At 43.1% G+C, this 24,417-nt stretch carries 25 protein-coding genes; all 25 read left to right on the top strand.

Features of this window, described 5'->3' with window-relative positions:
* The first annotated feature begins 32 nt into the window (after nucleotides 1–32).
* The 25 genes from HF894_RS10680 (at nucleotide 33) to HF894_RS10800 (ending at nucleotide 24,402) form a co-directional block, all read left to right on the top strand.
* Nucleotides 33–1,139: a methyltransferase gene (locus HF894_RS10680; RefSeq protein ID WP_204972268.1), complete on the top strand. Its 1,107-nt coding sequence runs from the start codon at nucleotides 33–35 to the stop codon at nucleotides 1,137–1,139.
* 5 nt (nucleotides 1,140–1,144) lie between these two features.
* Entirely contained in the window at nucleotides 1,145–1,387 is a 243-nt protein-coding gene (locus HF894_RS10685) for an acyl carrier protein (RefSeq protein WP_021848170.1), read from the top strand.
* Nucleotides 1,388–1,414: 27 nt separating this feature from the next.
* Entirely contained in the window at nucleotides 1,415–2,305 is an 891-nt protein-coding gene (locus HF894_RS10690) for an LpxL/LpxP family acyltransferase (RefSeq protein ID WP_204969750.1), read from the top strand.
* Nucleotides 2,293–2,739 carry a pseudouridylate synthase gene (locus HF894_RS10695; RefSeq protein WP_394369844.1) on the top strand — a complete coding sequence of 149 codons (447 nt, stop codon included), beginning with the start codon at nucleotides 2,293–2,295 and terminating at the stop codon, nucleotides 2,737–2,739. The genes HF894_RS10690 and HF894_RS10695 overlap by 13 nt, the downstream gene beginning before the upstream one ends.
* A 28-nt stretch (nucleotides 2,740–2,767) precedes the next feature.
* Nucleotides 2,768–3,187, top strand: coding sequence for an acyl-CoA thioesterase (locus HF894_RS10700; RefSeq protein WP_021848173.1), 420 nt, complete (start codon nucleotides 2,768–2,770; stop codon nucleotides 3,185–3,187).
* Nucleotides 3,160–4,317 (top strand): beta-ketoacyl synthase N-terminal-like domain-containing protein, encoded by a 1,158-nt coding sequence (locus HF894_RS10705; RefSeq protein WP_246593220.1) that lies wholly within the window; start codon nucleotides 3,160–3,162, stop codon nucleotides 4,315–4,317. The genes HF894_RS10700 and HF894_RS10705 overlap by 28 nt, the downstream gene beginning before the upstream one ends.
* A 32-nt stretch (nucleotides 4,318–4,349) precedes the next feature.
* Complete coding sequence (locus HF894_RS10710; protein ID WP_204972270.1) at nucleotides 4,350–4,868, top strand: hypothetical protein; 519 nt, start codon at nucleotides 4,350–4,352, stop codon at nucleotides 4,866–4,868.
* Between the two features lie 33 nt (nucleotides 4,869–4,901).
* On the top strand, nucleotides 4,902–5,159 hold the full coding sequence (locus HF894_RS10715) for a phosphopantetheine-binding protein (protein ID WP_021848176.1): 258 nt from the start codon (nucleotides 4,902–4,904) through the stop codon (nucleotides 5,157–5,159).
* Nucleotides 5,160–5,161: 2 nt separating this feature from the next.
* Nucleotides 5,162–6,979 (top strand): beta-ketoacyl-[acyl-carrier-protein] synthase family protein, encoded by a 1,818-nt coding sequence (locus tag HF894_RS10720; protein WP_204972271.1) that lies wholly within the window; start codon nucleotides 5,162–5,164, stop codon nucleotides 6,977–6,979.
* An 11-nt stretch (nucleotides 6,980–6,990) separates the two neighbouring features.
* Nucleotides 6,991–7,344 carry an EamA family transporter gene (locus HF894_RS10725; RefSeq protein ID WP_204969747.1) on the top strand — a complete coding sequence of 118 codons (354 nt, stop codon included), beginning with the start codon at nucleotides 6,991–6,993 and terminating at the stop codon, nucleotides 7,342–7,344.
* A gap of 13 nt (nucleotides 7,345–7,357) precedes the next feature.
* On the top strand, nucleotides 7,358–7,990 hold the full coding sequence (locus tag HF894_RS10730) for a LolA family protein (RefSeq protein ID WP_204972273.1): 633 nt from the start codon (nucleotides 7,358–7,360) through the stop codon (nucleotides 7,988–7,990).
* Complete coding sequence (locus HF894_RS10735) at nucleotides 7,965–8,408, top strand: hypothetical protein (protein WP_204972275.1); 444 nt, start codon at nucleotides 7,965–7,967, stop codon at nucleotides 8,406–8,408. The genes HF894_RS10730 and HF894_RS10735 overlap by 26 nt, the downstream gene beginning before the upstream one ends.
* Nucleotides 8,395–8,772, top strand: a complete 378-nt coding sequence (locus HF894_RS10740; RefSeq protein ID WP_021848182.1) for a hotdog family protein — start codon at nucleotides 8,395–8,397, stop codon at nucleotides 8,770–8,772. Before HF894_RS10735 ends, HF894_RS10740 begins: the two co-directional genes overlap by 14 nt.
* 2 nt (nucleotides 8,773–8,774) lie before the next feature.
* Nucleotides 8,775–9,539 carry a glycosyltransferase family 2 protein gene (locus HF894_RS10745; protein ID WP_021848183.1) on the top strand — a complete coding sequence of 255 codons (765 nt, stop codon included), beginning with the start codon at nucleotides 8,775–8,777 and terminating at the stop codon, nucleotides 9,537–9,539.
* A gap of 5 nt (nucleotides 9,540–9,544) precedes the next feature.
* The gene (locus tag HF894_RS10750) at nucleotides 9,545–13,036 is read left to right on the top strand and encodes a 1-acyl-sn-glycerol-3-phosphate acyltransferase (protein ID WP_204972277.1); all 3,492 of its coding nucleotides are present in this window, start codon (nucleotides 9,545–9,547) and stop codon (nucleotides 13,034–13,036) included.
* Nucleotides 13,033–14,535: a phytoene desaturase family protein gene (locus tag HF894_RS10755; protein WP_204969742.1), complete on the top strand. Its 1,503-nt coding sequence runs from the start codon at nucleotides 13,033–13,035 to the stop codon at nucleotides 14,533–14,535. The genes HF894_RS10750 and HF894_RS10755 overlap by 4 nt, the downstream gene beginning before the upstream one ends.
* Nucleotides 14,536–14,563: 28 nt before the next feature.
* Complete coding sequence (locus HF894_RS10760) at nucleotides 14,564–16,066, top strand: phytoene desaturase family protein (protein WP_204972279.1); 1,503 nt, start codon at nucleotides 14,564–14,566, stop codon at nucleotides 16,064–16,066.
* A gap of 8 nt (nucleotides 16,067–16,074) precedes the next feature.
* Entirely contained in the window at nucleotides 16,075–17,376 is a 1,302-nt protein-coding gene (locus tag HF894_RS10765; RefSeq protein WP_246593221.1) for a B12-binding domain-containing radical SAM protein, read from the top strand.
* Between the two features lie 13 nt (nucleotides 17,377–17,389).
* Nucleotides 17,390–17,767: a hypothetical protein gene (locus tag HF894_RS10770; RefSeq protein WP_021848188.1), complete on the top strand. Its 378-nt coding sequence runs from the start codon at nucleotides 17,390–17,392 to the stop codon at nucleotides 17,765–17,767.
* Between the two features lie 46 nt (nucleotides 17,768–17,813).
* Nucleotides 17,814–18,671, top strand: coding sequence for an alpha/beta hydrolase (locus tag HF894_RS10775; protein WP_317196547.1), 858 nt, complete (start codon nucleotides 17,814–17,816; stop codon nucleotides 18,669–18,671).
* 14 nt (nucleotides 18,672–18,685) lie between these two features.
* Nucleotides 18,686–19,843, top strand: coding sequence for a 1-acyl-sn-glycerol-3-phosphate acyltransferase (locus HF894_RS10780; RefSeq protein ID WP_204972283.1), 1,158 nt, complete (start codon nucleotides 18,686–18,688; stop codon nucleotides 19,841–19,843).
* Nucleotides 19,824–21,002, top strand: a complete 1,179-nt coding sequence (locus HF894_RS10785; RefSeq protein WP_204972285.1) for a lysophospholipid acyltransferase family protein — start codon at nucleotides 19,824–19,826, stop codon at nucleotides 21,000–21,002. Before HF894_RS10780 ends, HF894_RS10785 begins: the two co-directional genes overlap by 20 nt.
* Nucleotides 20,983–21,210, top strand: coding sequence for an acyl carrier protein (locus HF894_RS10790; protein ID WP_021848192.1), 228 nt, complete (start codon nucleotides 20,983–20,985; stop codon nucleotides 21,208–21,210). Before HF894_RS10785 ends, HF894_RS10790 begins: the two co-directional genes overlap by 20 nt.
* Nucleotides 21,207–22,523, top strand: coding sequence for a class I adenylate-forming enzyme family protein (locus tag HF894_RS10795; RefSeq protein WP_204972287.1), 1,317 nt, complete (start codon nucleotides 21,207–21,209; stop codon nucleotides 22,521–22,523). Before HF894_RS10790 ends, HF894_RS10795 begins: the two co-directional genes overlap by 4 nt.
* Nucleotides 22,524–22,602: 79 nt before the next feature.
* The gene (locus HF894_RS10800; RefSeq protein WP_204972290.1) at nucleotides 22,603–24,402 is read left to right on the top strand and encodes a C10 family peptidase; all 1,800 of its coding nucleotides are present in this window, start codon (nucleotides 22,603–22,605) and stop codon (nucleotides 24,400–24,402) included.
* The last annotated feature ends 15 nt before the right edge of the window (nucleotides 24,403–24,417 follow it).

Raw genomic sequence — 24,417 nt, forward strand, 5'->3', positions numbered from 1 at the left:
TCTATATGATTTTTGTTATTTAATTGAAAGTTATGAAGTTATTTCCCGATTTGGAGAAACTGTATACTCGAGAACGCTTTACGGCGCGTGAAGCTCAAGATAGGGCAGAGTTTATAGCGTGGGGACCTATTGTGTTTCAGGTGTCACGTCTGATGATAAAGTTCGGTATATTGGAAATGCTTCGAGAATCGGACGAAGGAATGACACGTGAAGAAATCTGTCAAGCAACAGGTTTGTCTGATTATGCTGTGAAATGTATGACTGAAGCTTCGTTGTGCATAGGTACGATACTTGTTGATACAGAAACTGATCGCTTTACTTTGTCTAAGACTGGTTGGTTTTTATTAAATGATCATGCCACGAGGGTAAATGTCGATTTTAATCATGATGTGAATTATGAAGGCTGGTTCCGTTTGGAAGAGTCGTTCAAGGAAAACAGACCTGTAGGACTTGAACATTTTGGTAATTGGCCAACTGTTTATGAGGGTTTGTCGGAATTGCCGTCACAAGTTCAGAAGTCGTGGTTCGGCTTTGATCATTTTTATAGCGATTCATCTTTCCCGGAAGCATTAGAAATAATCTTTAAAAAGCATAACACCCGCTCTTTGTATGATGTTGGTGGAAATACGGGTAAATGGGCATTGCAATGTGTGAATTATGACAAGGATGTTGAAGTGACCATTTTGGATCTTCCTCAACAAATTCAGATGATGGAGGAAAATGTGAAAGGAAAGAATGGATGCGAACGAATAAAAGGGTTCGGTATAGATCTTCTTGACAAAAATCGTAATTTTCCACAACGTGTAGGGGGGATCGATGCAATATGGATGTCGCAGTTCTTGGATTGTTTTTCGATGGATGAGATTGTAAGCATCCTTACGAGAGCAAAAACTGCCATGACTGACTCGACCCGGCTTTATATAATGGAAACCTTATGGGATAGACAGAGATTTGGTACAGCAGCTTTCTGCCTTACAATGACTTCGTTATATTTTACTGCTATAGCCAATGGCAATAGTAAAATGTATAATACAGAAGATATGGAGAAATGCATTCATGATGCAGGACTCACTATAGAGCAAATCTATGACGGACTCGGACAAGGACATAGTATAATTGTTTGTAAATTAATAAATTAATTAAAATGGAAAGAAGCGAAATTGAAGAAAAAGTGAGAAATTTTCTTATTGAGGATTTGGAAATTGATGAAGACAAGATTGCAGATGATGCCCGTTTAAAGGATGATATGGGGATTGATAGTTTGGACTTTGTTGATATCGTAGTGATAGTGGAGAAGACTTTTGGCTTTAAAATAAAGCCCGAAGAAATGCAAGGTGTGCAAACATTGCGTCAGTTTTGTGATTATATTGAGAGCAAGGTAGCGTAATTTATATATAAGCAAGGGGCTGGAATATTGGAAGGACTAAATCATAAGGATTGGAAAGGCGTCACAGGAGGAACACCATGGATGCAACGTATGCTTGTTGCATGGTTTCGTTTTTCACCACTTATTATACCATATTTCTGTATGGCGTGGGTTGTGCCTTTCTATATGATATTTAATCATAATGGTTATTTAGCAATCTATCGCTATTTTCGTAATCGTCATGGTTATGGCAGGTTGAAAGCCTTTATATACGTATATATTAATCATTTTCGATTTGGGCAAATTATCATTGACCGTTTTACCATGTATGCTGGAAAGCATTTTGAAATGGAGATTGAGGGACAAGATATGTTTGACGAATTGGATAATTCAGACGATGGCTTCATTCAGCTCAGTTCCCATGTCGGTAATTATGAATTGGCGGGATATTCATTGAAACCACAAAAAAAATCATTCAATGTGTTAGTGTTTGCCGGTGAAACTAAACAAGTTATGAATGGAAGACATTCAATGTTTGCAGGTAAACGTATACAAATGATACCTATATCAGAGGACATGTCACATATTTTTCTGATAAATAACGCATTGTCTGAGAGAAATATTGTTAGTATTCCTGGGGATAGAGTATTTGGATCTCCTCGCTCTGTGAAATGTAATTTTATGGGAGGAGAAGCCTCTTTCCCATTGGGCCCTTTTGCTATGGCTACTCAACGTGGTATAAATATGCTGGCCGTATTTGTCATGAAAAAGAGTATTCATAAGTATTGTATTTATGTAAAAAGAATATCCGTGCCAGCTGACGTTGATAGAAAGATGAAAGCGCACGCTTTAGCTCAGGTTTATGCAGACGAACTGGAGATGATGATGCGAAAATATCCTGCGCAATGGTTTAACTATTTTGACTTTTGGAAGCAATGAGTTGTAGTGATATAAGCAGTGTAAATGTCTTGGATTTAATACCGCAACGACCTCCATTTATTATGATTGATTGTTTGACGCATTTTGATCCGGTTATAACATCTTCTAGGTTTACGGTGCGTGACAACAATCTTTTTTTTAGTGAAGGTCGTCTATTGGCTTCGGGATTAATTGAAAATATAGCTCAAACATGTGCAGCACGCATTGGCTACATTAATAGGTTGAGTAATGAAGTTATAAAATTAGGTTTTATTGGGGCTGTTCGTAATTTGAAGATCTATAAAACCCCACTTGCTGGTGATACCATATATACAACAATTACGGTAAAGGAAGAGGTCTTCCAAATGACTTTGGTAGATGCAGTTGTGAAATTAAACGACGAAACGATTGCGGAAGCTGAGATGAAGATTGCTTTGAGTGATATTGAATCTTAAAGATATGGATTGTAAAAGATTAGAGGATATGAATGAATTGACTGCAGAGTTGGAATTTGATGTTCGTTTTAGTGAAGTTGATTCGATGAACGTAGTATGGCATGGATCATATCCACTATATTTTGAAGATGCGCGTGAAGCCTTTGGCAAAAAATACGATTTTGGATATTTGCTTATTTTTGGAAATGGTTATTATGCTCCATTAGTAGACTTGGAGTTTCATTATCGAAAACCGATAGTCTATGGTATGCATCCAAAGATTAAAATAACTTATCGACCTACAGATGCAGCCAAAATAATTTTTGATTATGAAATACGGGATACTTTAGATGGGAGTTTACTTGCATCGGGGCGTTCTACGCAAGTCTTTATGGATAAGCAGTATCAATTGGTATTATATAATCCTCCTTTTTACGAAGAATGGAAGCAAAAATGGTTGTCAAAGTAGCAGATAGTATTCTTTCTCCTTTAGGACTTGGTTCCACAGAAAATTATAATGCTGTGAAATCAGGTCGTAGTGCTTTGAAGAGATATGAGGGTAAGTGGGGATTAGCAGAACCTTTTGTTGCCTCATGTTTTGATGAAGATGTGCTGGCTAATATATTTGATCGATCAGGTTTGGGAGAGGACTATACTCGTTTTGAGAAAATGGCAATAGTTGCTACGGCTCATGCTTTGGGACAAAAAGCAATTGATGTTTCCGGTTGTGATACGAAGTTTATTATTGCTTCAACCAAGGGGAATGTACATTTGCTTGCTGATACTCAAAAGAAGCATACTGATGATGATCGTTTATCTTTATTGACTGCAGCTCGTAAGATTGCAAAGTGGTTTGGAAATAGTACTACTCCTCTTGTGATAAGCAATGCTTGTGTTTCAGGGCTTTATGCCCAAATAGAGGCGATGAGAATTTTACAGGCAGGCAGAGCAGAGACTGTTGTTGTGATAGCTGCAGACATGTTGTCTCCTTTTATTGTTAGCGGTTTTCAGGCTTTTAAATCTGTCAGTGATGAGTGTTGCAGGCCTTTTGATTGTGAGCGTCTAGGATTAAACCTGGGAGAGGCTGCAGCCTGCATGGTTTTTCAGAACAAATCCAAGAGTGAAGTAGGAGAATCAGATTGGGTAGCGGTGTCGAGTGCCGTATTTAATGATGCGTATCATATTTCACATCCTTCTAAAAGCGCAGAAGGCAGTTATCGGGCATTGACTAAGGTAATGGAAGGAATCGATCCGGAGCTGATTTCCATGGTGAATCTGCATGGAACGGCAACGATGTTCAATGATGAGATGGAGGCTGTGGCACTAGAACGTGCAGGTTTGTCGAATATACCTGTTAACTCATTGAAAGGTTATTTGGGGCATACTTTAGGTGCAGCAGGATTGTTAGAAACTTTGGTGACAATGTCTGCTTTGGAAGATGGTATTGTTTTAGGAACTAGGGGATTTTCTGAACTTGGTGTAAGTCGTAAAATAAATATTTCTGCGGAAAACCGAAAAGCTGTAGGGAAAAGGTTTATAAAATTGATTTCAGGATTTGGTGGCTGTAATGCTGCAATGATGTATGAAATGATAGGATGATGAGAAAAACGCATGAAGTTATAATTAGCCCTATGGGTATAGAAGTAGATAGCCAGAAATTGGAACTGTCTAATACAGGCATTAAACTTCTGAAAGAAGTGTATTGTACTGCTATAGGGAATTATCCTAAATTTTATAAGATGGATATTTTATCTCAATTGGGGTTTGTTGCATCAGAACTGCTTCTTATGGCTGAGGGGAAAGAGAGATTTGTGGCCTGTGATGACCGTGCAATTATTTTGTTCGGGCGCAATTCATCAATTTGTGCAGATATTGATTATCAGGAAACTATTTCTAAGGTAGAGGAGTTTTTCCCTAGTCCGTCCTTATTTGTTTACACGTTGCCCAATATTGTGACAGGGGAAATAGCTCTTAGAAATAAGTACCACGGTGAGACTTCTTATATGCTTGTCGATAACATAATGTTGGCGGAAGAGCAGATTGAGATAATTTTGCAAACATCTGTGCATCTGAAGAGTGCTTTATGTGGTTGGATTGATGCAAAAAGTGATGATGATTTTGAAGCGAAGATTTGGATTGTAGAGAAATGAATATATAACTTAAATAATAAATAATTATTGATTATGGAAGAATTGGTTTTGAAACTGAAAAAAGAAATTATTGAAGTTCTTAATTTGGAAGAAGTTAAGCCTGAGGATATTGATAATGATGCTCCTCTTTTTGGCGACGGACTTGGTCTGGATTCCATTGATGCATTGGAGCTGATTGTTCTTATCGAGAAAAACTATGGCATTAAGCTTAAAGATCCTGCAAAAGGAAAGGAAATTTTTAAGTCTATTAATGTGATGGCTGATTATATTGCAAAGAACCGTACAAAGTAAGAATGGACGAACCAATCTACATCACGGGAGCGGGTATTATATCTGCAATTGGGAACGATAAGCAGGAAGTCTTGTGTTCACTACAAAATAAATGTAGCGGAATAGGAACTATGCGCTATTTGCAGAGTGAACACACAGAACTGCCTGTTGGCGAGGTGAAGCTTAGTGACGACCAAATGCGTAAAAAACTATCATTGGGTAGTAATATTCCGGCCAATCGTACTTCTCTCATGGGGACTATTGCCATGAAAGAAGCTTTGTCCGATGCAGGTCTTTTATCTCCCGATACAAATCTTTTGGCTGATGCATCAAATCTTTTGCTATTGTCCGGTACAACGGTCGGAGGCATGGACTATACAGAGCGTTGTTTCTTAGATTTGCAACGGAGTGATGAGAACTTGCAGATACTTGCAACTCATGATTGTGGGTCGACTACATTACTGCAGGCTGATTATTTTGGCATTCCCCATGATAATGTAATGACTATTTCTACAGCCTGTTCATCGGCTGCGAATGCGATGATTGTGGGTGCAAATCTTATAAAGACAGGTAAGGCGGATATTGTTATAGCAGGTGGAAGTGAGGCTATTACAAAATTTCATTTAAATGGTTTTAATAGCCTGCTCATCCTGGATCATGATCAATGCCGCCCATTCGATGCTACACGTGTTGGCTTAAATCTAGGGGAAGGTGCAGCATATCTGATTTTGGAAAGTGCCCGGTCTGTTTGCAGACGTGGTGTTACACCTATCGGTGAACTTTTAGGGTATGGTAACGCTTGTGATGCATTTCATCAGACAGCATCATCACCCAATGGAGAAGGAGCGTATCTTGCCATGGCTGAAGCGCTGAAGATGGCAGGTTTGACAGCCGATGATATTCAGTATGTGAATGCTCATGGAACGGGAACACCAAACAATGATGTGTCGGAGAGTGTTGCATTAACACGTATATTTAATGATCGGTTGCCACTGGTTTCGAGTACGAAATCGTTTACAGGACACACCACGAGTGCTTCAGGAGCTGTAGAAGCGGTGATCTGTTTGCTGGCTTTAAATCATCAGTTCGTTCCCGGAAATTTAGGGTGGAAGCATCAGATGCCAGATGGGATCACGCCTACTCTTGGAGAAAGCCATTTTGAGCTTACCAATGTAATGTGCAATAGCTTTGGATTTGGAGGAAATGATTCCTCTATAATCTTGACGCGTTATTGCGGCAATTTGGCTCCTGCATATGAACGAAAGTTACGACCTGTATATATTCGTGCTGTTTGTAAATATACCCCTGATGGTGTATTGGAAGATCTGCGTAACTTTATTTCTCCAATAGAAGCACGTAGAATGTGTCGTTTGCTTAAAACAGCATTGGTTACATCCATGTCTGTGCTTCGAGATGCAGAAATAGAAACGCCTGATGGTATTTTTATCGGTACAAAATTTGGAATGCTTAGCAATAGTGAGAAGTTTCTACAGCAAATGTGTGCTGAGGGTGAAAATTCATTAGGCCCCACTTTGTTTATGCAGAGCACTCATAATACGATTGCGGGCATGCTGGCTTTGCGCACAAAATGTCATGGGTATAACATTACTTATACACAGGGGGATAAATCACTTTCTTGTTCATTGCGTGATGCTGCTATGCAGATTGCTCTTGGCAATATCGACAATGCACTTGTCGGTTGTCATGATGAATCAACGCCCTTGTTTAGTGATATGTTTAAGCGTCTTACCGGGGAGTATATTGTGCCGGGCGAATATTCGACAAGCATAGTGCTTACTTCTTCAGCAGATGGTGCAATTGAAGAATTTAAAGATTTCTAAATGTTAGTGGAATGTTTAATTTGATAGGATTAGCTGTTTTACAAAGTGCATTGCTTGCGATAGGGCAGGTCCTGTTGAAATTTGGGCTTGCCAGGATGCTTCCATTTGATTGGAGTTTTGCATTTTGGCGTTCTGTGTTTTGGAATTGGCAATTTGCATTCTGTGGCGTTTGCTTTGGATTGAGCAGTTTATTATGGATGTACATAATAAAAAAATATCCTTTAAGCATGGCCTATCCAATGATATCTTTAAGTTACGTTTTTGGACTTATTGCAGCTGTTGTCTTTTTCCACGAACAGGTCGGATTGAGCAAATGGTTAGGTACCTTATTGATAATAACAGGATGTTGTATAATCGCGAAATAATATATTTAATAATATGAAAAGGCTGATTTGGATTCTGTCGGCATTCGTTTATAGTTTATATGCGATGCCTCAAAAAGGAGTAGATGCAGTAGAACAATCTTCTATGATTCAAAAATTTGAGAAGGTTGCGGGGGAAGTACGATCTATGCAATGTTCCTTTCGGCAAGTAAAGACATTGAATATGCTCAATGAAGAGCTCATTAGTACTGGTGTTATGTTTTATCACCAACCGGCACTTTTACGATGGCAGTATTTGAAACCCTATGAATATACATTCGTCATAAGCGATTCGCAGGTGATGATTAAGAATACTGATCGTCTGGATGTTATAGATATCAATCAAAGTAAGATCTTTAAGGAAATAACACAAATAATGGTAAACAGTGTAACCGGACGGTGTTTGACTGAAAAGAAAGATTTTGATGTGACGATGTACAACGATAAAGATGAATGGATTGCTGATTTACGTCCTTTAAAAAAAGAACTCAAATCGCTGTTTAAGACTATCAAGCTGCATATAAATCCTCAAAAGTGTATGATATCACAAGTAGAGCTGATAGAACAAACGGGTGATATGACACATATTTATTTGTATGATTATAAGATAAATGTGGATATCGATGAGAAAATGTTTACTGTTGATTAGCGTTTTATTCTTTTCTGTAGTTTGTCAGGCACAAGCATTGCAAGCCCAGTCTGTTCAATCTCAGAAATATAGCGTCAGCATTGATATGGACCGTGCTCATATAACGGGTATATGTGTGTTGCGTGATAAGGGTGATGAGATTGTTGGTAGCTTGATAAATGAATTTGGAATTAAGGCATTCGATTTTGTTTATGATAAGAGAAAAGATAAGACAAAGTTGAAGAATGTTATAAAAATGCTGAATAAATGGTATATAAAAAAGGTTTTATGTACAGATTTGTCTGTCTTGTTTCGGGAAAAGAATAACTCCAAGCAACTTCGCAAACGCAGGTTGTCTTGCGAAGATGCAATCGTGGAATTGGAAAATATAAAATATAATATAACCTATAAATTTCAATCGATCAATGCTATTGAGTGACGGTTTTTTTTCTGTTGATGGTGTGAAATGTGAAAATGATTTGCTTACATTCTTGATAAGATTAAATCCTGATCATACAATTTTTAAAGCTCATTTTCCAGGTTCACCTATTTTGCCTGGAGTATGCCAGGTTCAGATTCTTACAGAATTGTTGGAACAGCATTTGGATAGAAAACTGTATCTTAGTGAAATAAAAAATCTAAAGTTTCTATCAGTGCTGAACCCGATGGAAAATACAACGCTTGAAGTTTCAATTCAAAAGTTGTCGATTAGTGAATGTAATTTGAAAGTGACAGCTCTTTTGTTAACATCGGAAAAGTTATTTGCTAAGATTTCGTTGACCTATATATATACGCCGATATAAAAATGCAAGTCAAGGAGCAAATGAAGAATTTAGGAATTTGTGTGATTGTACCAACATACAATAATTCCGGAACATTGCAGTCTGTTATTGATAGTTGTTTGGAATGGACTCCCTTTCTTGTGATTGTTAATGACGGGAGTACAGACAATACAGGCCACTTGTTATCCTTTTATGCTGATAATGAAGCTGTGGAAGTTGTAGGCTATAGTCAGAATAAAGGTAAAGGACATGCTCTGAGAGTAGGCTTTGCTTATGCTCGATCAAAGGGCTTTCGGTATGCAATCACTATTGATGCAGACGGACAACATTTTGCTTCAGATATTCCGGTTTTTGTAAAGGCTATTATGGATACCCCTGATGCACTTGTTATCGGGAGTCGCGATATAACTGCTAAAAACATGCCTGCGGGCAATACTTTTGCGAATAAGTTTTCCAATTTCTGGTTTAAGGTACAGACATGTAAGTCGCTTCCCGATACTCAGACTGGATATCGATTATACCCCCTTAAGCAGATGGGGACCATGTGGTGGGTTACCTCTCGTTATGAGGCTGAATTGGAGATGTTGGTTTTTGCCGCATGGCATGGCATTAAACTGGTACCGGTGTCCATCAATGTCTATTATCCTCCAGTTGGTGAACGGGTAAGCCATTTCAGGCCAGGAATGGATTTTTTTCGTATAAGTGTATTGAATACGGTATTGTGTGTGCTTGCCGTTTTATATGGGGGGCCTCGAATGCTAATAAGTAGGATTTTCTTTAAGAAATAATAGATATGATTCGGTTCTTTCTTCGGATATATGATAAAATGACTCGTCATCGTTGGGTGCCTGTCATGCTCTTATTGGTCTTGTTGACGCTAAGTTTGGTTTTTGCTTCTCAGATAAAGTATCAGGAGGATATATCTGCATTCCTTCCTGTTGATCCAGAAACTGAAGAGTATACAACTGTATATACAAAATTGGGAGGACAAGATCGAGTTGCGATAATATTCAGGGGCGACACGACTCAATTGATATCTGCAATGGACTACTATGAGGAGGTTCTTACAGCTTCCGATACGGTAGGCATGGTAAAAGATCTGTTGGTGACGGTCGATGAAGAACGCATGTTGGGCGTTTTCAAGTATGTCTGGCAGATGTATCCTTTATTGCTTTCAGATAAAGACTTGTGTCATCTTGACAGCATGGTCACTTCCGAAGGGTTTGTCCAGCGACAAATGGAAGAGAACCGGCGTTTGCTGATGTTGCCTTTGGGGAGCATGCTGACCCAATCGTTACCTTTTGATCCGTTGCATTTGAGTGCTTTCGTGACAAAAGACTTGCAGAGCAATGAAGTGAGTGACCATTATAAAATTGTTGATGCACATATTTTCAGTAAGGATGGCAAGTGTGGAATAGCGTTGCTGTCCAGTCCCTATGGCATAAGCGAATCTAAACAGAACGAGAAGCTGGTTTCTTTGATAGATGAAGTTGCCAATAAAGTGATGGACCGTTATCCCGATATTAAAGTTTCAAGCATTGGTGCGCCGGTTATTGCAGTAGGCAACGCTTCTCAAATTAAGAACGATAGTTTATTGGCTGTCAGCTTGAGCGTCCTGTTGATATTTGCTGTCTTGTTTTACTCTTTCCGCCGTTGGAGTGATATTTTCTGGATAGGGATTTCCATAGTCTTTGGATGGCTGGTCGCATTGGGAGTCATATCTGTTTTTTACGACAATATATCCATTATTGTATTGGGCATCGGCTCGGTGATTATCGGCATTGCAGTAAACTATCCTCTTCATTTTTTAGATCATTTACGGCATGAAGTCAATTGTCGGAATGCATTAAAGGAAATGGTTACGCCGTTGCTTATAGGAAATGTGACGACGGTGAGTGCTTTCCTTTGTCTGGTTTTCATTGATGCGGATGCAATGCGGGATTTGGGCATATTCGGTTCGTTGATGCTGATAGCGACAATTGCCTTTGTATTGATAATTCTTCCGGCTCTTGTTTCCCGTCGGACAGAGGGTGGTAAGGTTTACTTCATCCTCCCTGACGTAAAGTTTAGGATGCCTCATGCATTCCGGAAATTGCTGTTGCCTGTGGTAATAGTGCTTACTATTATCTTGGGCTATCTTAGTTTGGGCACTTCCTTTGATTCCAATGTTCAGCATATCAACTATATGACGCCGGAACAACAGGAAAACTTGAAACTTTTATTTACCAGTGTCCAGTCGAATGATTCCCTTACAAGTGTTTTTGCTGTTTCGAAAGGTGAAAATCTGGATGAAGCCTTGCACGCCAACGAAAGATTACAAGCATTGATAGACGACGTTCCTCATGTTCATAAGGTTTATGGAATAAATGGTCTGGTTCCATCCTCCGAGAGGCTACACGATCGTATGGATAAATGGACAGCCTTTTGGGAATGTCATTCCGATGTTATCGATCATACCAAACAAGAGGCTGAACGGCTTGGATTTTCTTCTGTAGCTTTTTCTCCATTTTTTGATTTATGTGAAGGTAAAGTTCAAGACCTTGATAGTCAAAATCCATTATTGGATCTTATAGGACGTAACTATATTCTGCACAATGCAGACGGTAGTGTACGTATTGTGAATATCCTGCAAATAGAAAAGAACCAGGTAGACGCTGTCAAACAATTGCTGAGAACGGACATAAAAGAAAAATCGATGGATGCATTTGTGTTTGACAGCACGGATGTAAGCAGTAGTTTGGTAACTGTCCTTTCCGATTCGTTCAACTACATTGGGTTTGTGTGTGGATTTGTCGTATTCGCTTTCTTATGGTTGTCTTTTGGCCGGTTAGAATTGAGTATTATCTCGTTTTTACCCTTGGCTGTAAGTTGGCTGTGGATATTGGGCTTTATGGATATATTCAGCATACAGTTCAATATCGTAAACATTATTCTTGCCACCTTCATTTTCGGTCAGGGAGATGATTATTCGATATTTATTACAGAAGGGTTGACCTACGAATATGCATATGGGAGAGCTCGTTTGAAATCCTATAAAAACAGTGTGATGCTTTCTGCCGTACTGATGTTTATTGGTATTGGTACTTTGATTTTGGCTCAGCATCCTGCATTGCGCAGTTTGGCGGAGGTCGCCATTATAGGCATGGTAACGGTAGTGCTTATGACGTTCTATTTGCCTCCGCTTGTTTTCCGATGGTTGACGACTAAACGTGGCGTCTTCCGTGAAATCCCGATAACCATTGACAGACTTTTATGCTCCATTTGGGCTATGTCTTTCTTCCTGGTGTTTAGTTTGCTGGTGTTTGAGCCTTATGCGTTGTTCCAGCGTTATGTTTTGTATCGTTCCAAACGTTGTCGGGAGTTTTTCCATAAAGTGTTGCAGGCTATTTCCCGTTACGTGATATATCGTGTGCCAGGTGTTAAATTCCAGTATATAAATGAGGTGAAGGAGACTTTTGACAAGCCGGCCGTTATTATATGCAATCATCAGTCTCATCTGGATGTCATGTGCCTGCTCATGATGTCTCCCAAGATAGTCATTCTTACCAATGATTGGGTTTGGCATAATCCGTTTTATGGCGCTATCATCCGTGCAGCGGAGTTCTACCCGATTTCCGATGGTGTAGATAAGAATTTGCCCCGGTTGGCCGATTTGGTCAGTCGCGGATATTCAGTCGTGGTTTTCCCGGAAGGGACTCGCGAAACCGGGCATGAGATAATGCGTTTCCACAAGGGGGCTTTCTTCTTGGCAAAGACGTTGAAAGTAGACATCTTGCCCGTTATGCTACATGGACTTTCAGATGTTCTGCCCAAGCGCGATTTCATGCTTCGCCGTGGCAAGATAACTGTCGAAGTCCATAAGCGGATGACGTTTGACGAAATGGCGGGTTACGACGATCGTGCTTTAAGGACTCATTGGTACAACTGGTATGTCGAACATTATCGTGCAATGAGAAACAAGTGTGAAGATGTAGAATATTGTCTTCCTTTGGTAAAATATAAATATGTGTATAAGGGAGTTGATGTGGAGCACCGTTGCAAGCGGATGTTGAAGACTGTTGCAGACAATCCGGCCATCATCCGGCAATATGTAGCTGGTGATAAGACAATTGTGATACCGGATAGCGGTCAGGGTGAAATTGCGTGGATAGCTGCGCTTACCCATCCGGATCATGAAGTATACGCATATGAATCCGATGAAGATTTGCATGCAATAGCGATAAATACCTATGGCATACCTTCTAATTTGCATTTCATTAATCAGCAATATATAGCAAAGGGATGAACGGGAAAGATGTGATCATAATAGGAAGCGGATTGGGTGGACTTTCGTCTGGCGTTTTTCTTGCGAAAGCGGGTTACCGTGTTGTCGTATTGGAGCAATCTACCCAAATAGGAGGTTGCTTGCAGTGCTTTAAGCGGAAAGGCGTAAAGTTCGAAACCGGAATGCATTTCATTGGGAGTGCTGACAAGGGGCAGATTCTCTATAAACTGATGCGAAATCTGGAGATTGAGGATAAGGTTCAGTTGTCCCGGCTCGATCCCGACGGTTATGATGTCATATCCCTTTGTGGAAAGAAGTATAAGTTTGCCAATGGAAGGGAAGCTTTCATTAAGCAGATGGCGGACTATTTTCCTGACCAACAAACGAATCTGGAGCGCTATTGGGATCTGATTGAAAATGTAGCCAATTCCTCGTCTGTACATACGCTCAGGCTGGAAGAAGATAATACCGTCACCAATCTGGAGTACCAGATGCGCTCTATGGATGAAGTGATAGACAGCGTGATAACAGATCCGTTGTTGGCCAAGGTCCTGGCGGGTAATTTGCCTCTTTATGGTGCTGAAAAAGGGAAAACTCCATTTAGCATGCATGCCTTTATCATGGATTTCTATAATCAGAGTGCTTTCCGTGTGGTTGGAGGAAGCGATTCGATAGCCCAGGCATTGCAGACTGTATTAAATAAATATGGAGGTCGTGTTTTGCTGCGTCATAAGGTGACTGAGATTATGTGCGATGACCAGAATGCCGTGGGAGTTTTATGTGAAAATGGAGAGGTTTATCGTGCCGATATCGTCATCTCCAGTGCCCATCCATTCCGTACCCTTGAGATGCTGGGTAATACCCCTCTTATCCGTAATGCCTATCGCAGAAGGATCTTGAATATTGGTCAGACAATAGGTGGTTTTGCTGTTTATTTCCATTTCAAGAAAGATACAGTCCCCTATATGAACTATAACTATTATGTTTACAATCAGGATACTCCATGGGATTGCGAACACTATTCGTGTGAGGATTGGCCTAAGGGATATTTGTATATGCATTTTTGCCATGAACCCAATCCGCAGTATGCTAAAGCTGGAGTTGTGCTTTCGTATATGAGGATGGAGGATGTGAACCAATGGCAAGGGACCCAAATAGGCAAGCGGGGTGCCGATTATGAAGCATTTAAAAAGAAGCATGCCGAGACCTTGATCAACTCTTTGGAAAAGGAATTTCCGGGTATCCGTTCGTGTATAGAGGATTATTATACGTCCACTCCTTTGACCTATTTGGATTATACAGGGACTGAAGCCGGTTCGATGTATGGTGTGGCCAAAGATGTGAATAAAGGTATTGGTGGGCGTGTGTCGCATCGGACACGCATTCCTAATTTGCTGCTGGCAGGACAAAATGTCAACTCACATGGAATGTTGGGCACGTTGGTCGGCTCAATCATAACCTGTAGCGAGATTTTGGATAAGCAGCAACTTTACAATGATATATCAAACGCTGATTTATAAGAGTACTCACTAATTTAATTGCAGGAAGATGAAACAAAAAGCGGTTATTATAGGTGGAGGATTAGGCGGACTGTTTACCGGTGCTTTTCTTAGTAAGGAAGGCGTGGAAGTGACAGTCCTCGAAAAGAACAATGTCATTGGAGGAGGTTTACAGTGTTTTAAGCGTAACGGGACATGTTTCGAAACGGGTATGCATATACTGGGTGGCTTTCATCCCGGTGGCAGTCTGAATCGTATTTGCGCCTATCTGGGTATCTTGGACAAGCTTGAAATACGGCATACGGATGCGGACGCCATGGATGCCATTTTGTATGGAGAGGATGGTTCCTTCTATACTTTGCCTACCGGTAAGGATGCATTTACGCGTTACCTTCAGCAGCAGTTTCCTGCCGACTCAGAGGGTATAAAGCGCTATATGGATGCGATGTATGCTTTGTCTTATGAGGTCGATGCCTTTTATTTGCGCAGTAGTGAGATGAGTTTATTTTCACACAGCGATGATTTCTTCATGCCGGCCGATGAGTTCATTGCACAATATGTTTCCGATCGTAGATTGCGCGACCTGTTGGCATATATGAGTCCGATGTATGGAGGTATTGCTGGTCATACTCCCGCTTATGTTCATGCGTTGATAAATGTATTGTATATAAACGGTTCAAGCCAGTTTGTAGATGGAAGCCAGCAGCTGGCCGATCGGTTGGCAGAGGTTATCGAATCTTGCGGCGGACATGTGATTGCCGGTGATGCGGTAGAGTCTGTAAAAGTGGTCGACCGAGTTGTCGAATCTGTCATGACCAAGAGCAAAAAGCAATATGTTGGCGACTGGTACATCAGCGATGTCCATCCTGCTACACTTTTTGCGTTGACGGGTGATGGGGCATTTCCCCGTATTTATGTGAATCGGATAAAAGAGATTCCCAACAGCTATTCGGCTTTTAGTGTTTACATAAAGTTCAAGCCGGAGTCCTATCCTTATGTCAATCATCCCTGTTATTTCCAGGAGAACTACGAAACCGTTTGGAACCTGGGCGAGTATACCGAAGACAGTTTTCCTCAAGGGTTTATGTTTATCACTCCTCCTACCCACAATCAGGGCCCGTGGGCGAACCGCATGATTATAAATTGTGTCATGCCTTTCGATGCCGTTCGTCAATGGGAACATACGACCATCGGTCACCGGGGAAATGATTATGTGGAGTGGAAAGAACGTTTGACAAACAAGGTGATTGCTAAAATGGACATGCTGAAACCGGGATTCAGGGATGCCATTGATGTTTCCTTTGCTTCCTCTCCACTGACCATTCGCGATTATTATGGAGTAAAGGAAGGTAGTTTGTACGGTCATCGGTGTGATTGTAAAAACATGCTTCAGTCCCAGATGCCCATTGCGACCAAAGTTCGCAACCTTTTGCTTACAGGTCAGAATGTGAATCTCCATGGCATTTGTGGGGTCCCTTTGACAGCGATTGAAACGGCCGAGGCGATTGTTGGCCGTGGAGTAATATTGGATAAGATAAATAATCATAAATAAACACAGTTATGGACACTAGTACTATTAAATTAAAATTGATTTATCCGAAATGGAAGAAATTACCGGGGCAAACAACGTTCAACTTACCGCCTCACGGTCCGGTTGCTTTTGCGGCTACGTTACCGGAGTATGTGGATATTTCTTTTACAGACGAGAACGTCGAAGATATTGATTTCGACGAGCCTTGCGATCTTGTTGCTTTGTCTATGATGCTTTCTACCCAGGTAAAACGTGGGTGGGAAATTGCGGCCGAGTATCAGAAACGTGGTAAGAAAGTGCTTGCCGGAGGTATTGCAACCATGCTCCATGCCGATGAGATGGTGGAACATCTTGATAGCGTTTTCTTAGGCGAGGCCGAGGGACGCAGTGAGCAGATGCTGCAAGACTGGCGTAATGGTTGCCTTAAGAAAGTCTATAATTACATGCTTCAATTTCCTCCCATCGAGGATGTAGGTCCTTGTCGTAGAGATCTCTATAAGCGCGAACTTTACAACCATAAAGGTGTGCCTATGGTCGATCTGTTCCATGCTTCGCGTGGCTGCCGTTTCTCATGCTATCCCTGTGCGGTCAGCTACCTTGGTGGACGTGTCTTCCGCCCCAGACCCATAGATAAGGTTGTGGAGGATATGGCAAGCATCGACAATAACAGATTGTTTATTGTAGATAATTCCTTGGCTCAGAACAAACAGTGGGAGAAGGAATTGTTTACAGCAATAGCTCCTCTTAAGAAGAAGTGGATCAGCCATACGATCGAAGACGATCCCGAGATTCTTGATCTTGCGGCTAAGGCTGGTGCATGGTACGTATACCAGGCTGTATACGATACGTCCGATTATATTAAGGAACGTGTAAAGCGTTATCACGATTATGGCATCGGTGTAGAGGGTACCATCCTTTTGGGACTCGACAATCAGACGGAGGACGATTGTAAACGTTTGATCGATTTCTTGGGAGAAATTGATTTGGATTTAGCTGAATTTACCGTAATGACTCCTTTCCCTCATACCAAGGGTTATGACGATCTGTTGCGTCAAGGTCGAATTTTTGATTTTGACTGGAATCATTACAATGCCGGACAAGTGGTATTCCAACCCAAGCACATGTCGCCGGAGAAATTGCAGGATCTGTACGATTATGCTTGGAAGACATTCTATAAGGATGAAAGCCAGGAGCAGAAGATGTTCCGTTTGTTCTGCAATGTAGCTTTGCGCGAAATGGAAGAGGGAACTTATCGTCCGCGTGACAGACGTCTCATAAATAAGTCTTTTGGACGTGATGTCGATAGAAAAGTAAGGAATGTGAATAAATGAGATAATAGCAATTATGAAAGTATCACCCAATTATTACGATGAAATCTTTAATTATAAAGGTGAGTGGGATATGCCTTCCCTTTGCGGTTTGAAGATCCGTCAGGTGGAAGGCCATACCTATATTATTGTGACAGAGTTGTATCAGGACAATCCTGGTACAAGTGTGACATATGCCGGCGAGAAGCTTGCCAAACAGATCTGTGAGGCAAAAGGGCTTGTGCTCGATGAGTGTACCTATATAGAATGTACTCCCGATACAAACTCGAAATTGTCATTTTACGATGAAGAATATTTTGTCGTCGATTTCAAGGCAGATCTGCAGCATCGGTACCGTCAGTTGAGTCTGGAGGAAATAAAACATATACTGGATCATAAGGTAGTCGAAAGATAAGAAGTTGAAACGTATTATTTTTATTGTTGCTCTTCTTGTTGGTTGCGTGCGGCAGTTGGTGTTGGCACAGGAGATCATTCATATTTGGGATGGGACCGATGTCGGCAGTAGTCGTGTGACCCTTCAGTCGTTTCTCCCTCAGACGAATCAGTATGCCGGTTTGGCGGTGATCGTCTGCCCGGGTGGCAGCTATTGCTGGCACGATTATGAGGTCGAAGGAACGGATGTAGCCCGTTGGCTTCAGAAAGAAGGCATTGCGGCGTTCGTGTTGAAATACAGGGTTCAAGGCATATTCCCCTATATTTTCCACAGCCGGGCGATATTTGGAGGCCATAAGCATCCCGATATGATTGAGGATCTCCAACGCACCATTCAGTTGCTCCGTGAGCAGGCCGACCGCTATGACATCGATCCCTCCAGGATAGGAGCGATGGGCTTTTCGGCGGGTGGTCATTTGGTCATGTCCGCAGCCTGTTTTCATGCGACAGACTTTCTGGCAAGCCAGGGCATTTCCCATGCCGAGTCGTTGCGTCCCGATTTTGTGGCGCCCATCTATCCTGTGGTTTCCATGTCCCATCCGGTCACGCATAAGCGTTCGCGCAGGGCGTTGCTTGGAGAATGGGGAAAGTTCAGTCGCAGGATGCGCGATTCCTTGTCGGTCGAGCGTCATATTCCGGAAGACTGTCCTCCTGTATTTCTGGTGAACTGCAAGGACGATCCAGTCGTGAAGTACCATAATTCAGAGCTGCTTGATTCGGCTTTGACGAGTAAAGGTATCCCTCACCGATACATCCAGTATCAGACAGGGGGGCATGGATTTGGAGCATCCAATGTTCGGGGAACGGCAGAGTGCAGGCAGTGGCGCAGTGAGTTTATGAAATGGATAAAAGAATTGTATAAATAAAACGAGTAAGAAATATGGTTGAAAGAGATGCTAAGTTTGACGATATCCGTCCCTATTATGAAGAGGAGATACCGGCAGCGATGCAGCGCATTGCCGATAGCGGGTCCTTTCCGTTGCTGGCCTCTTATGTTTATCCGCATGAGCATATCGAAGATATTCGCGATCAGATACGTTCCTATCGCACCGTGCGCGATTTTCAGCTCGAGGTTATGCGTTGTGTCAACGAGCAGGTGATTGCCCGCAGCATTACTGAGTTTTCTTATGGTGGAATCGAGAAGCTGGATCCGGCCAAGAAATATCTTTTTGTGTCAAACCATCGTGATATCATGCTCGATGCCTGTCTGTTGCAGTATATTCTTTACATGAACGGGCACGAGACTTCCGAGATTACGTTTGGCGCGAATCTCATGCAGGGCCAGTTGGTTACCGATATCGGTAAGTCGAACAAGATGTTCAAGGTAGAACGTCCGGGCAACAATCCGCGCGATTTTTATCGTGCTTCGCTTCATTTGAGCGAATATATTCGTTATACGCTGACGCAAAAGAAAGAGTCTGTATGGATTGCCCAGCGCAATGGACGTACCAAAGACGGGATCGACCGTACCGATCAGGGCATCATTAAGATGTTTGGCATGAGCCGGACGGATAATAAGGTCGATTCGTTGGCCGAGCTGAACATCGTGCCGGTTGCTGTCAGCTACGAGTGGGAGTCATGCGACATTTTGAAGACGCTCGAATTGTATGCTTCTCAGAATACCAAGTATGTGAAGAAGCCGGGTGAAGATCTGAACAGTATCTTGACAGGCATCATGCAGCCCAAAGGCCGGGTACATATTGAGTTTTGCGATATGGTGACGAAAGACGATTTGATGCAGTTCAGCGAGGCTACGACCAGCGACTTCAACCGTCAGGTAGCTTCTCTTCTCGATGAACGCATCTGTCGTGCCTATCGCCTTACTCCCAATAACTACATTGCCCACGACTTGAGGTTTGGCAATACGATGTATGGTTCATATTATACCAGTGAACAGAAAGATGCCTACATGAAGCATTTGCTCAAGCTTCAGAATTACGCTGAATCGTGCGAGATGGATTTGCTTTATGACATTTTCTTGGGAATATATTCCAATCCTGTAGATTCAAAGAATAAATATGGTAAACAATCGGTGTAACCCGTTTCTTGATGCACCGTTGACCGTTCGTCGGGTGGTACTGATGGCGATAGCTGCCGTCGTATTTATCCTGGGAGTGATTTATGGTACGGTAAGAGGGGCGTTTTGGACTTGGTGTGGAAGAACGCGCGAAAGGAGGCTTGATGACTTTCATCGGATCATGCATAAGGTCTTCAAGCTCGATCTGCGCCTTCATCCGTGGTTGTTTTGTGACATCCATAATCCATACAACGAGACTTTCGAGCGTGGCTCTATTGCCATTTGCAATCATCAGTCTCTGATCGATCCGTTGTGCCTGCTCATTCTTTCTCCTAAACTGCTGATCGTTACGGGCAAGCGGGTATGGGAGAACCCGATCGTCAAGCCGGTATTGCGTTTGGCGGAGTTTACCTGTACCAGCTATACGATGGACGAAATGATAGAATATTGCAGGTATCATATCGACCGTGGCTATACAGTCGTTTTTTTCCCGGAAGGCGAGCGTTCGCAGAATGGGCGCATCTTGCGTTTCCATTCCGGAGCATTCCATATTGCCAAAATATTGCAGGCAGACATCCTTCCTTTGTACATTCATGGGACAGGCCATGTGCTGCCTACACATAAGGCTTTCCAGAATCGGGCCAAGTTGTATGTCGAGATCGGTCAGCGCGTATTGTGTGATGACAAGTCCATATATACAGATACCCGTAAACAGGCCAATGCGTTCCGCCGCCATTACCGGTTGTACTACGAAGAGTTATGCCGGAAACTGGAGGATACGGACTACTTTGCCGAGCTTGTAGCCGGCTTGTTTGGCCGGGTCGGGAAAAGAGGATATGCCTTGGATTTGTTGAGGCGTTACCACAATTTCTCAGCTTGGATTGACACCTCTTTCGATGACTATTCGTATGTCCTGATAGACGATCATACCGAAGGCGTTTTTACGTTGCTGTTTGCATTGGTCCATCCCTATGTGCCGGTCTATGCCATTGGTGCCGATAGTCTGAAGATGCTTTATCAGCAATGTACGAACTTGCCTGTCAATATTAATTTTGTAGCTGGAGCCAATGCTGCGAAGGTCAGTGCATACAAGCCTTTGTTCAGTGTGGAAGATGTGGTGAAGGTGCAAGTTTCAACTGTAAATAATAAAAAGAACAATTATGAAACAGCGTATTCGTGAACTTCTTGAGGGGATTCTTCCTCTTATCGATTTGGATTCTGATTTTTTGTTTAGTGAGCTGGACTCGCTGGGTGTTACCCTCATTTTGATGACATTGTCCCAGGAGTATGACATCGAGTTGGAAGCCCGGGATGCTACTCCCAAAAATCTCAAGAATCTGGATGCAATTGTCAAGATGGTAGAAGATAAACTGGCGGCGAAACAATGAGACGGATTGAGGATTATCTGTTACAGCATGCCACGACGGCTGGCGATCGTCTGGCTGTGGTCTGTGGTAGCGAGCATATCACGTATGCCCGGCTCTGTACGCTGGTCCAGGAGCGTGCCCGGACGTTGGCCGGTTGTGGACAGAAGGGGCTGGTGCTCAGGTCTTCCCAGTCGATCGATTTTCTCGTTACGTATTTTGCGGCTCACATGGCCGACAGGGCGATTGTTCCTTTGGAAAAAGACATTCCGGAAATCCGTTTCTCCGAGATCGAGTCTGTGGTTGCCGGGAATCCCATCCCCGACGACATTGCCGATATCCTGTTCACCACAGGCACTACCGGAAACCAGAAGGGAGTGATGCTGAGCCACACTGCCATCTTGGCCAATGCCGAGAATTTGATAGGTGCTCAGGGTTTTGACCAGGATGTAACGTTTGTCATCAGCGGTCCGCTCAATCATATCGGAAGTCTTTCCAAAATATGGCCTATGATTGTAGTGGGCGGAACCATCCTTATCACCGAAGGCATCAAGGATATCAACGCCTTTTTCTCTGCGCTCGATTATCCGTGTCGTAAGTTTGCTACCTTTTTGGTTCCCGCAAGTCTGCGTATACTGATGCAGTTTGGAAAGAACAAGTTGCATGAGTATGCTTCCAAAATCGATTTTATTGAGACGGGAGCGGCTCCGATGGCACAGAGCGACATGGAGCAGCTGTGCGGCATCCTGCCTTCGACCCGGCTTTACAACACCTATGCGTCTACCGAGACAGGCATTATTTCGACGCACGATTATTGCCATGACGGGTGCATACCCGGCTGTTTGGGAAAGCCCATGCGCCATGCATCTGTTGTCATTACGCCGGAGGGGACGATTGCCTGTCGCGGTCCGATGCTGATGAGCGGATACTTGGGCGATCCGTCGCTGACGGGTACCGTCTTGCGCGATCATACGCTCTATACCTCCGATTTAGGATACGTGGACGAGCAGGGTCGTCTCAGGCTGGAAGGTCGTGCAGACGATGTCATCAATGTGGGTGGTTACAAGATCTCGCCGATTGAAGTCGAAAATGTGGCGATGGCCTATCCGGATATTACCGATTGCATTTGTGTCTGTGCCTACCATCCTGTGGTGGGCAATGTATTAAAGCTCATCTATGTCACACAGGCCGGTCGCCCTCTCGATCAGAAAGCCCTGGTCAAGTATCTGAAAACCCGTTTGGAATCCTATAAAATTCCCTTTTTGTATGCGCAGGCCGATCGGGTAGAACGCACCTATAACGGAAAATTAAACAGGAAGTTCTACAAAAACAAATAGTTTCCTGGGAATTTCCAGATTTTTTACTACCTTTGTAGTAAGGATATTTTTGTGAAACCTTATTAATACAAGTCATTCTATGAAACGCTTTTTTTTCTTGTGGTTCCTATTCTTCTCAGGGATCGTGCTGGCCGGGAATGTCTCCGAAGACCAGGCCCGGCAGATAGCTGTTTCGTTCTGGCAGTCGGCGCCCGTTACCCGTGGCGGCATTCCGTCGTTGCAGATGGTTTTTCATAGCGAAGACCTGGTTACCCGGTCGTCTGTCCAGAGTCCGGCGTACTATGTTTTCGACAATACCGGAGGCCCTGGTTTTGTCATTGTGGCGGGCGACGATGTAGCCATGCCTGTCTTGGGCTATTCTTTCGAACACGAGTTTTCGAAAGACAATCTTCCGGCCAACCTGAAGGCATGGCTGGAGTACATGCGTGACGAGGTGAACGAAGCGCGGCGTAGCGGAGCAAAGGCCGAGTCTGTTGTTACCCGTGCCTGGAGCCAGGTTGAAGCTGGCACTCCGGTGGTCGAATTGGGGACTGCCAAGTGGAATCAGACCGATCCTTACAATATGTTGTGTCCCAAAGTAAATATGCAGTTCGCTTATACCGGATGTACGATAACGGCTCTTGCCATCGTGATGCGCTATCATCAGTGGCCCGAAAAAGGGGTAGGAACTTTGCCCGGATACCAGACCGATACGTATAGAGTAACCGTACCCGATCTGCCGTTGGGCCACACTTACGATTGGAAGAACATGTTGTTGGAATATCCATATTTCGGCTATTCACAGGCTGAAGCCACTGCCGTAGCTACGCTGATGCGCGATTGTGGTGTCATGCTGCAAGCCGATTTTGGCCCTGTCGGCAGTTCCGGGACTGGTGCTTTTACTCATCTTATTCCTGATAAACTGACAAACTATATGGGATATAGTAAGAAGGCGCGTTCTATTTCGCGCAACGGTTATAGTACGTCTGAGTGGAATACCCTGATGCAAGGTGAACTGGACAGCAACCGGCCGGTCATCTATTCGGGATTCAATGATAATGCCGGACATGCTTTCGTACTGGATGGCTATACCGATCAGAACTACTACCGTGTCAACTGGGGTTGGGGCGGCTATTGCGACGGATATTTTCTTTTGACGGCTCTCGATCCCGAAGGACAGGGGTCTGGTGGCTCAGAAGGCGGTTACAACATGTCTCAGGATGCAGTGATTGGCATTCAAAAAGATGACGGAGGCGCATGTCTTGAGGAGTTGCGATATGGTGAAAGATTTTACGAATACGAAGTCTATGGGTTGTCTGTAGATGAACCTGTTGTGTCGGGTAAACCTTTTGAACTATATGTAGGAAATTTGAAAAATACGGGCTCAGGGACGTTTACGGGTGAACTTCTTTTTGCAGTAGTGGACAAGGAGGGAAATATCGTAGAAGAGTTGTATGTCGTAAGTCTTTCTGATTTGTTGTCATCATATTATTATTATCCTTATGTGGGAACTGTCACCATCAACACCCCCATTCTCCCCGGTTACCGCATCCGGGGCTACTATCGCAGTGCGAACACTCCCGAATGGACGCTCATCAAGGGAAACGAAGAAGATGGTTGCGTATGGGATCTGCTGATTGCCGATGAATACTCCATCGAGGAGACCACCCAGCTCACCTATAACAAGAAGAGCCGTCTGTTGAGGCTTCTGGTAAAAGACGGTGTCTCTGTTTCCTTGCGTTCCTCCGGTGGCAGCGACTGTAGCGACAAGTGCCAGATCCAGGGAAATGAAATAACCGTCGACACCTCCTTGCTTCGCGACGGTACCTATTCCCTGACGCTGCAGAAGGGAGACGACCGTAAGACGCTGAATTTCTCTGTTGCCAATGCAGCCGAATAAATCAAAGAAAACGAA

This window comes from Caecibacteroides pullorum (assembly GCF_019239235.1).
GTDB classification, from domain to species: Bacteria; Bacteroidota; Bacteroidia; order Bacteroidales; family Bacteroidaceae; genus Bacteroides; species Bacteroides pullorum.

Excerpts from the sequence above, each read along its gene's own strand:
- HF894_RS10680 (WP_204972268.1), top strand. The coding sequence starts at position 33 with ATGAAGTTATTTCCCGATTTGGAGAAACTGTATACTCGAGAACGCTTT.
- HF894_RS10685 (WP_021848170.1), top strand. The coding sequence starts at position 1,145 with ATGGAAAGAAGCGAAATTGAAGAAAAAGTGAGAAATTTTCTTATTGAG.
- HF894_RS10700 (WP_021848173.1), top strand. The coding sequence starts at position 2,768 with ATGAATGAATTGACTGCAGAGTTGGAATTTGATGTTCGTTTTAGTGAA.
- HF894_RS10705 (WP_246593220.1), top strand. The coding sequence starts at position 3,160 with ATGGAAGCAAAAATGGTTGTCAAAGTAGCAGATAGTATTCTTTCTCCT.
- HF894_RS10710 (WP_204972270.1), top strand. The coding sequence starts at position 4,350 with ATGGGTATAGAAGTAGATAGCCAGAAATTGGAACTGTCTAATACAGGC.
- HF894_RS10715 (WP_021848176.1), top strand. The coding sequence starts at position 4,902 with ATGGAAGAATTGGTTTTGAAACTGAAAAAAGAAATTATTGAAGTTCTT.
- HF894_RS10720 (WP_204972271.1), top strand. The coding sequence starts at position 5,162 with ATGGACGAACCAATCTACATCACGGGAGCGGGTATTATATCTGCAATT.
- HF894_RS10725 (WP_204969747.1), top strand. The coding sequence starts at position 6,991 with ATGTTTAATTTGATAGGATTAGCTGTTTTACAAAGTGCATTGCTTGCG.
- HF894_RS10730 (WP_204972273.1), top strand. The coding sequence starts at position 7,358 with ATGAAAAGGCTGATTTGGATTCTGTCGGCATTCGTTTATAGTTTATAT.
- HF894_RS10735 (WP_204972275.1), top strand. The coding sequence starts at position 7,965 with ATGAGAAAATGTTTACTGTTGATTAGCGTTTTATTCTTTTCTGTAGTT.
- HF894_RS10740 (WP_021848182.1), top strand. The coding sequence starts at position 8,395 with ATGCTATTGAGTGACGGTTTTTTTTCTGTTGATGGTGTGAAATGTGAA.
- HF894_RS10745 (WP_021848183.1), top strand. The coding sequence starts at position 8,775 with ATGCAAGTCAAGGAGCAAATGAAGAATTTAGGAATTTGTGTGATTGTA.
- HF894_RS10750 (WP_204972277.1), top strand. The coding sequence starts at position 9,545 with ATGATTCGGTTCTTTCTTCGGATATATGATAAAATGACTCGTCATCGT.
- HF894_RS10755 (WP_204969742.1), top strand. The coding sequence starts at position 13,033 with ATGAACGGGAAAGATGTGATCATAATAGGAAGCGGATTGGGTGGACTT.
- HF894_RS10760 (WP_204972279.1), top strand. The coding sequence starts at position 14,564 with ATGAAACAAAAAGCGGTTATTATAGGTGGAGGATTAGGCGGACTGTTT.
- HF894_RS10765 (WP_246593221.1), top strand. The coding sequence starts at position 16,075 with ATGGACACTAGTACTATTAAATTAAAATTGATTTATCCGAAATGGAAG.
- HF894_RS10770 (WP_021848188.1), top strand. The coding sequence starts at position 17,390 with ATGAAAGTATCACCCAATTATTACGATGAAATCTTTAATTATAAAGGT.
- HF894_RS10780 (WP_204972283.1), top strand. The coding sequence starts at position 18,686 with ATGGTTGAAAGAGATGCTAAGTTTGACGATATCCGTCCCTATTATGAA.
- HF894_RS10785 (WP_204972285.1), top strand. The coding sequence starts at position 19,824 with ATGGTAAACAATCGGTGTAACCCGTTTCTTGATGCACCGTTGACCGTT.
- HF894_RS10790 (WP_021848192.1), top strand. The coding sequence starts at position 20,983 with ATGAAACAGCGTATTCGTGAACTTCTTGAGGGGATTCTTCCTCTTATC.
- HF894_RS10795 (WP_204972287.1), top strand. The coding sequence starts at position 21,207 with ATGAGACGGATTGAGGATTATCTGTTACAGCATGCCACGACGGCTGGC.
- HF894_RS10800 (WP_204972290.1), top strand. The coding sequence starts at position 22,603 with ATGAAACGCTTTTTTTTCTTGTGGTTCCTATTCTTCTCAGGGATCGTG.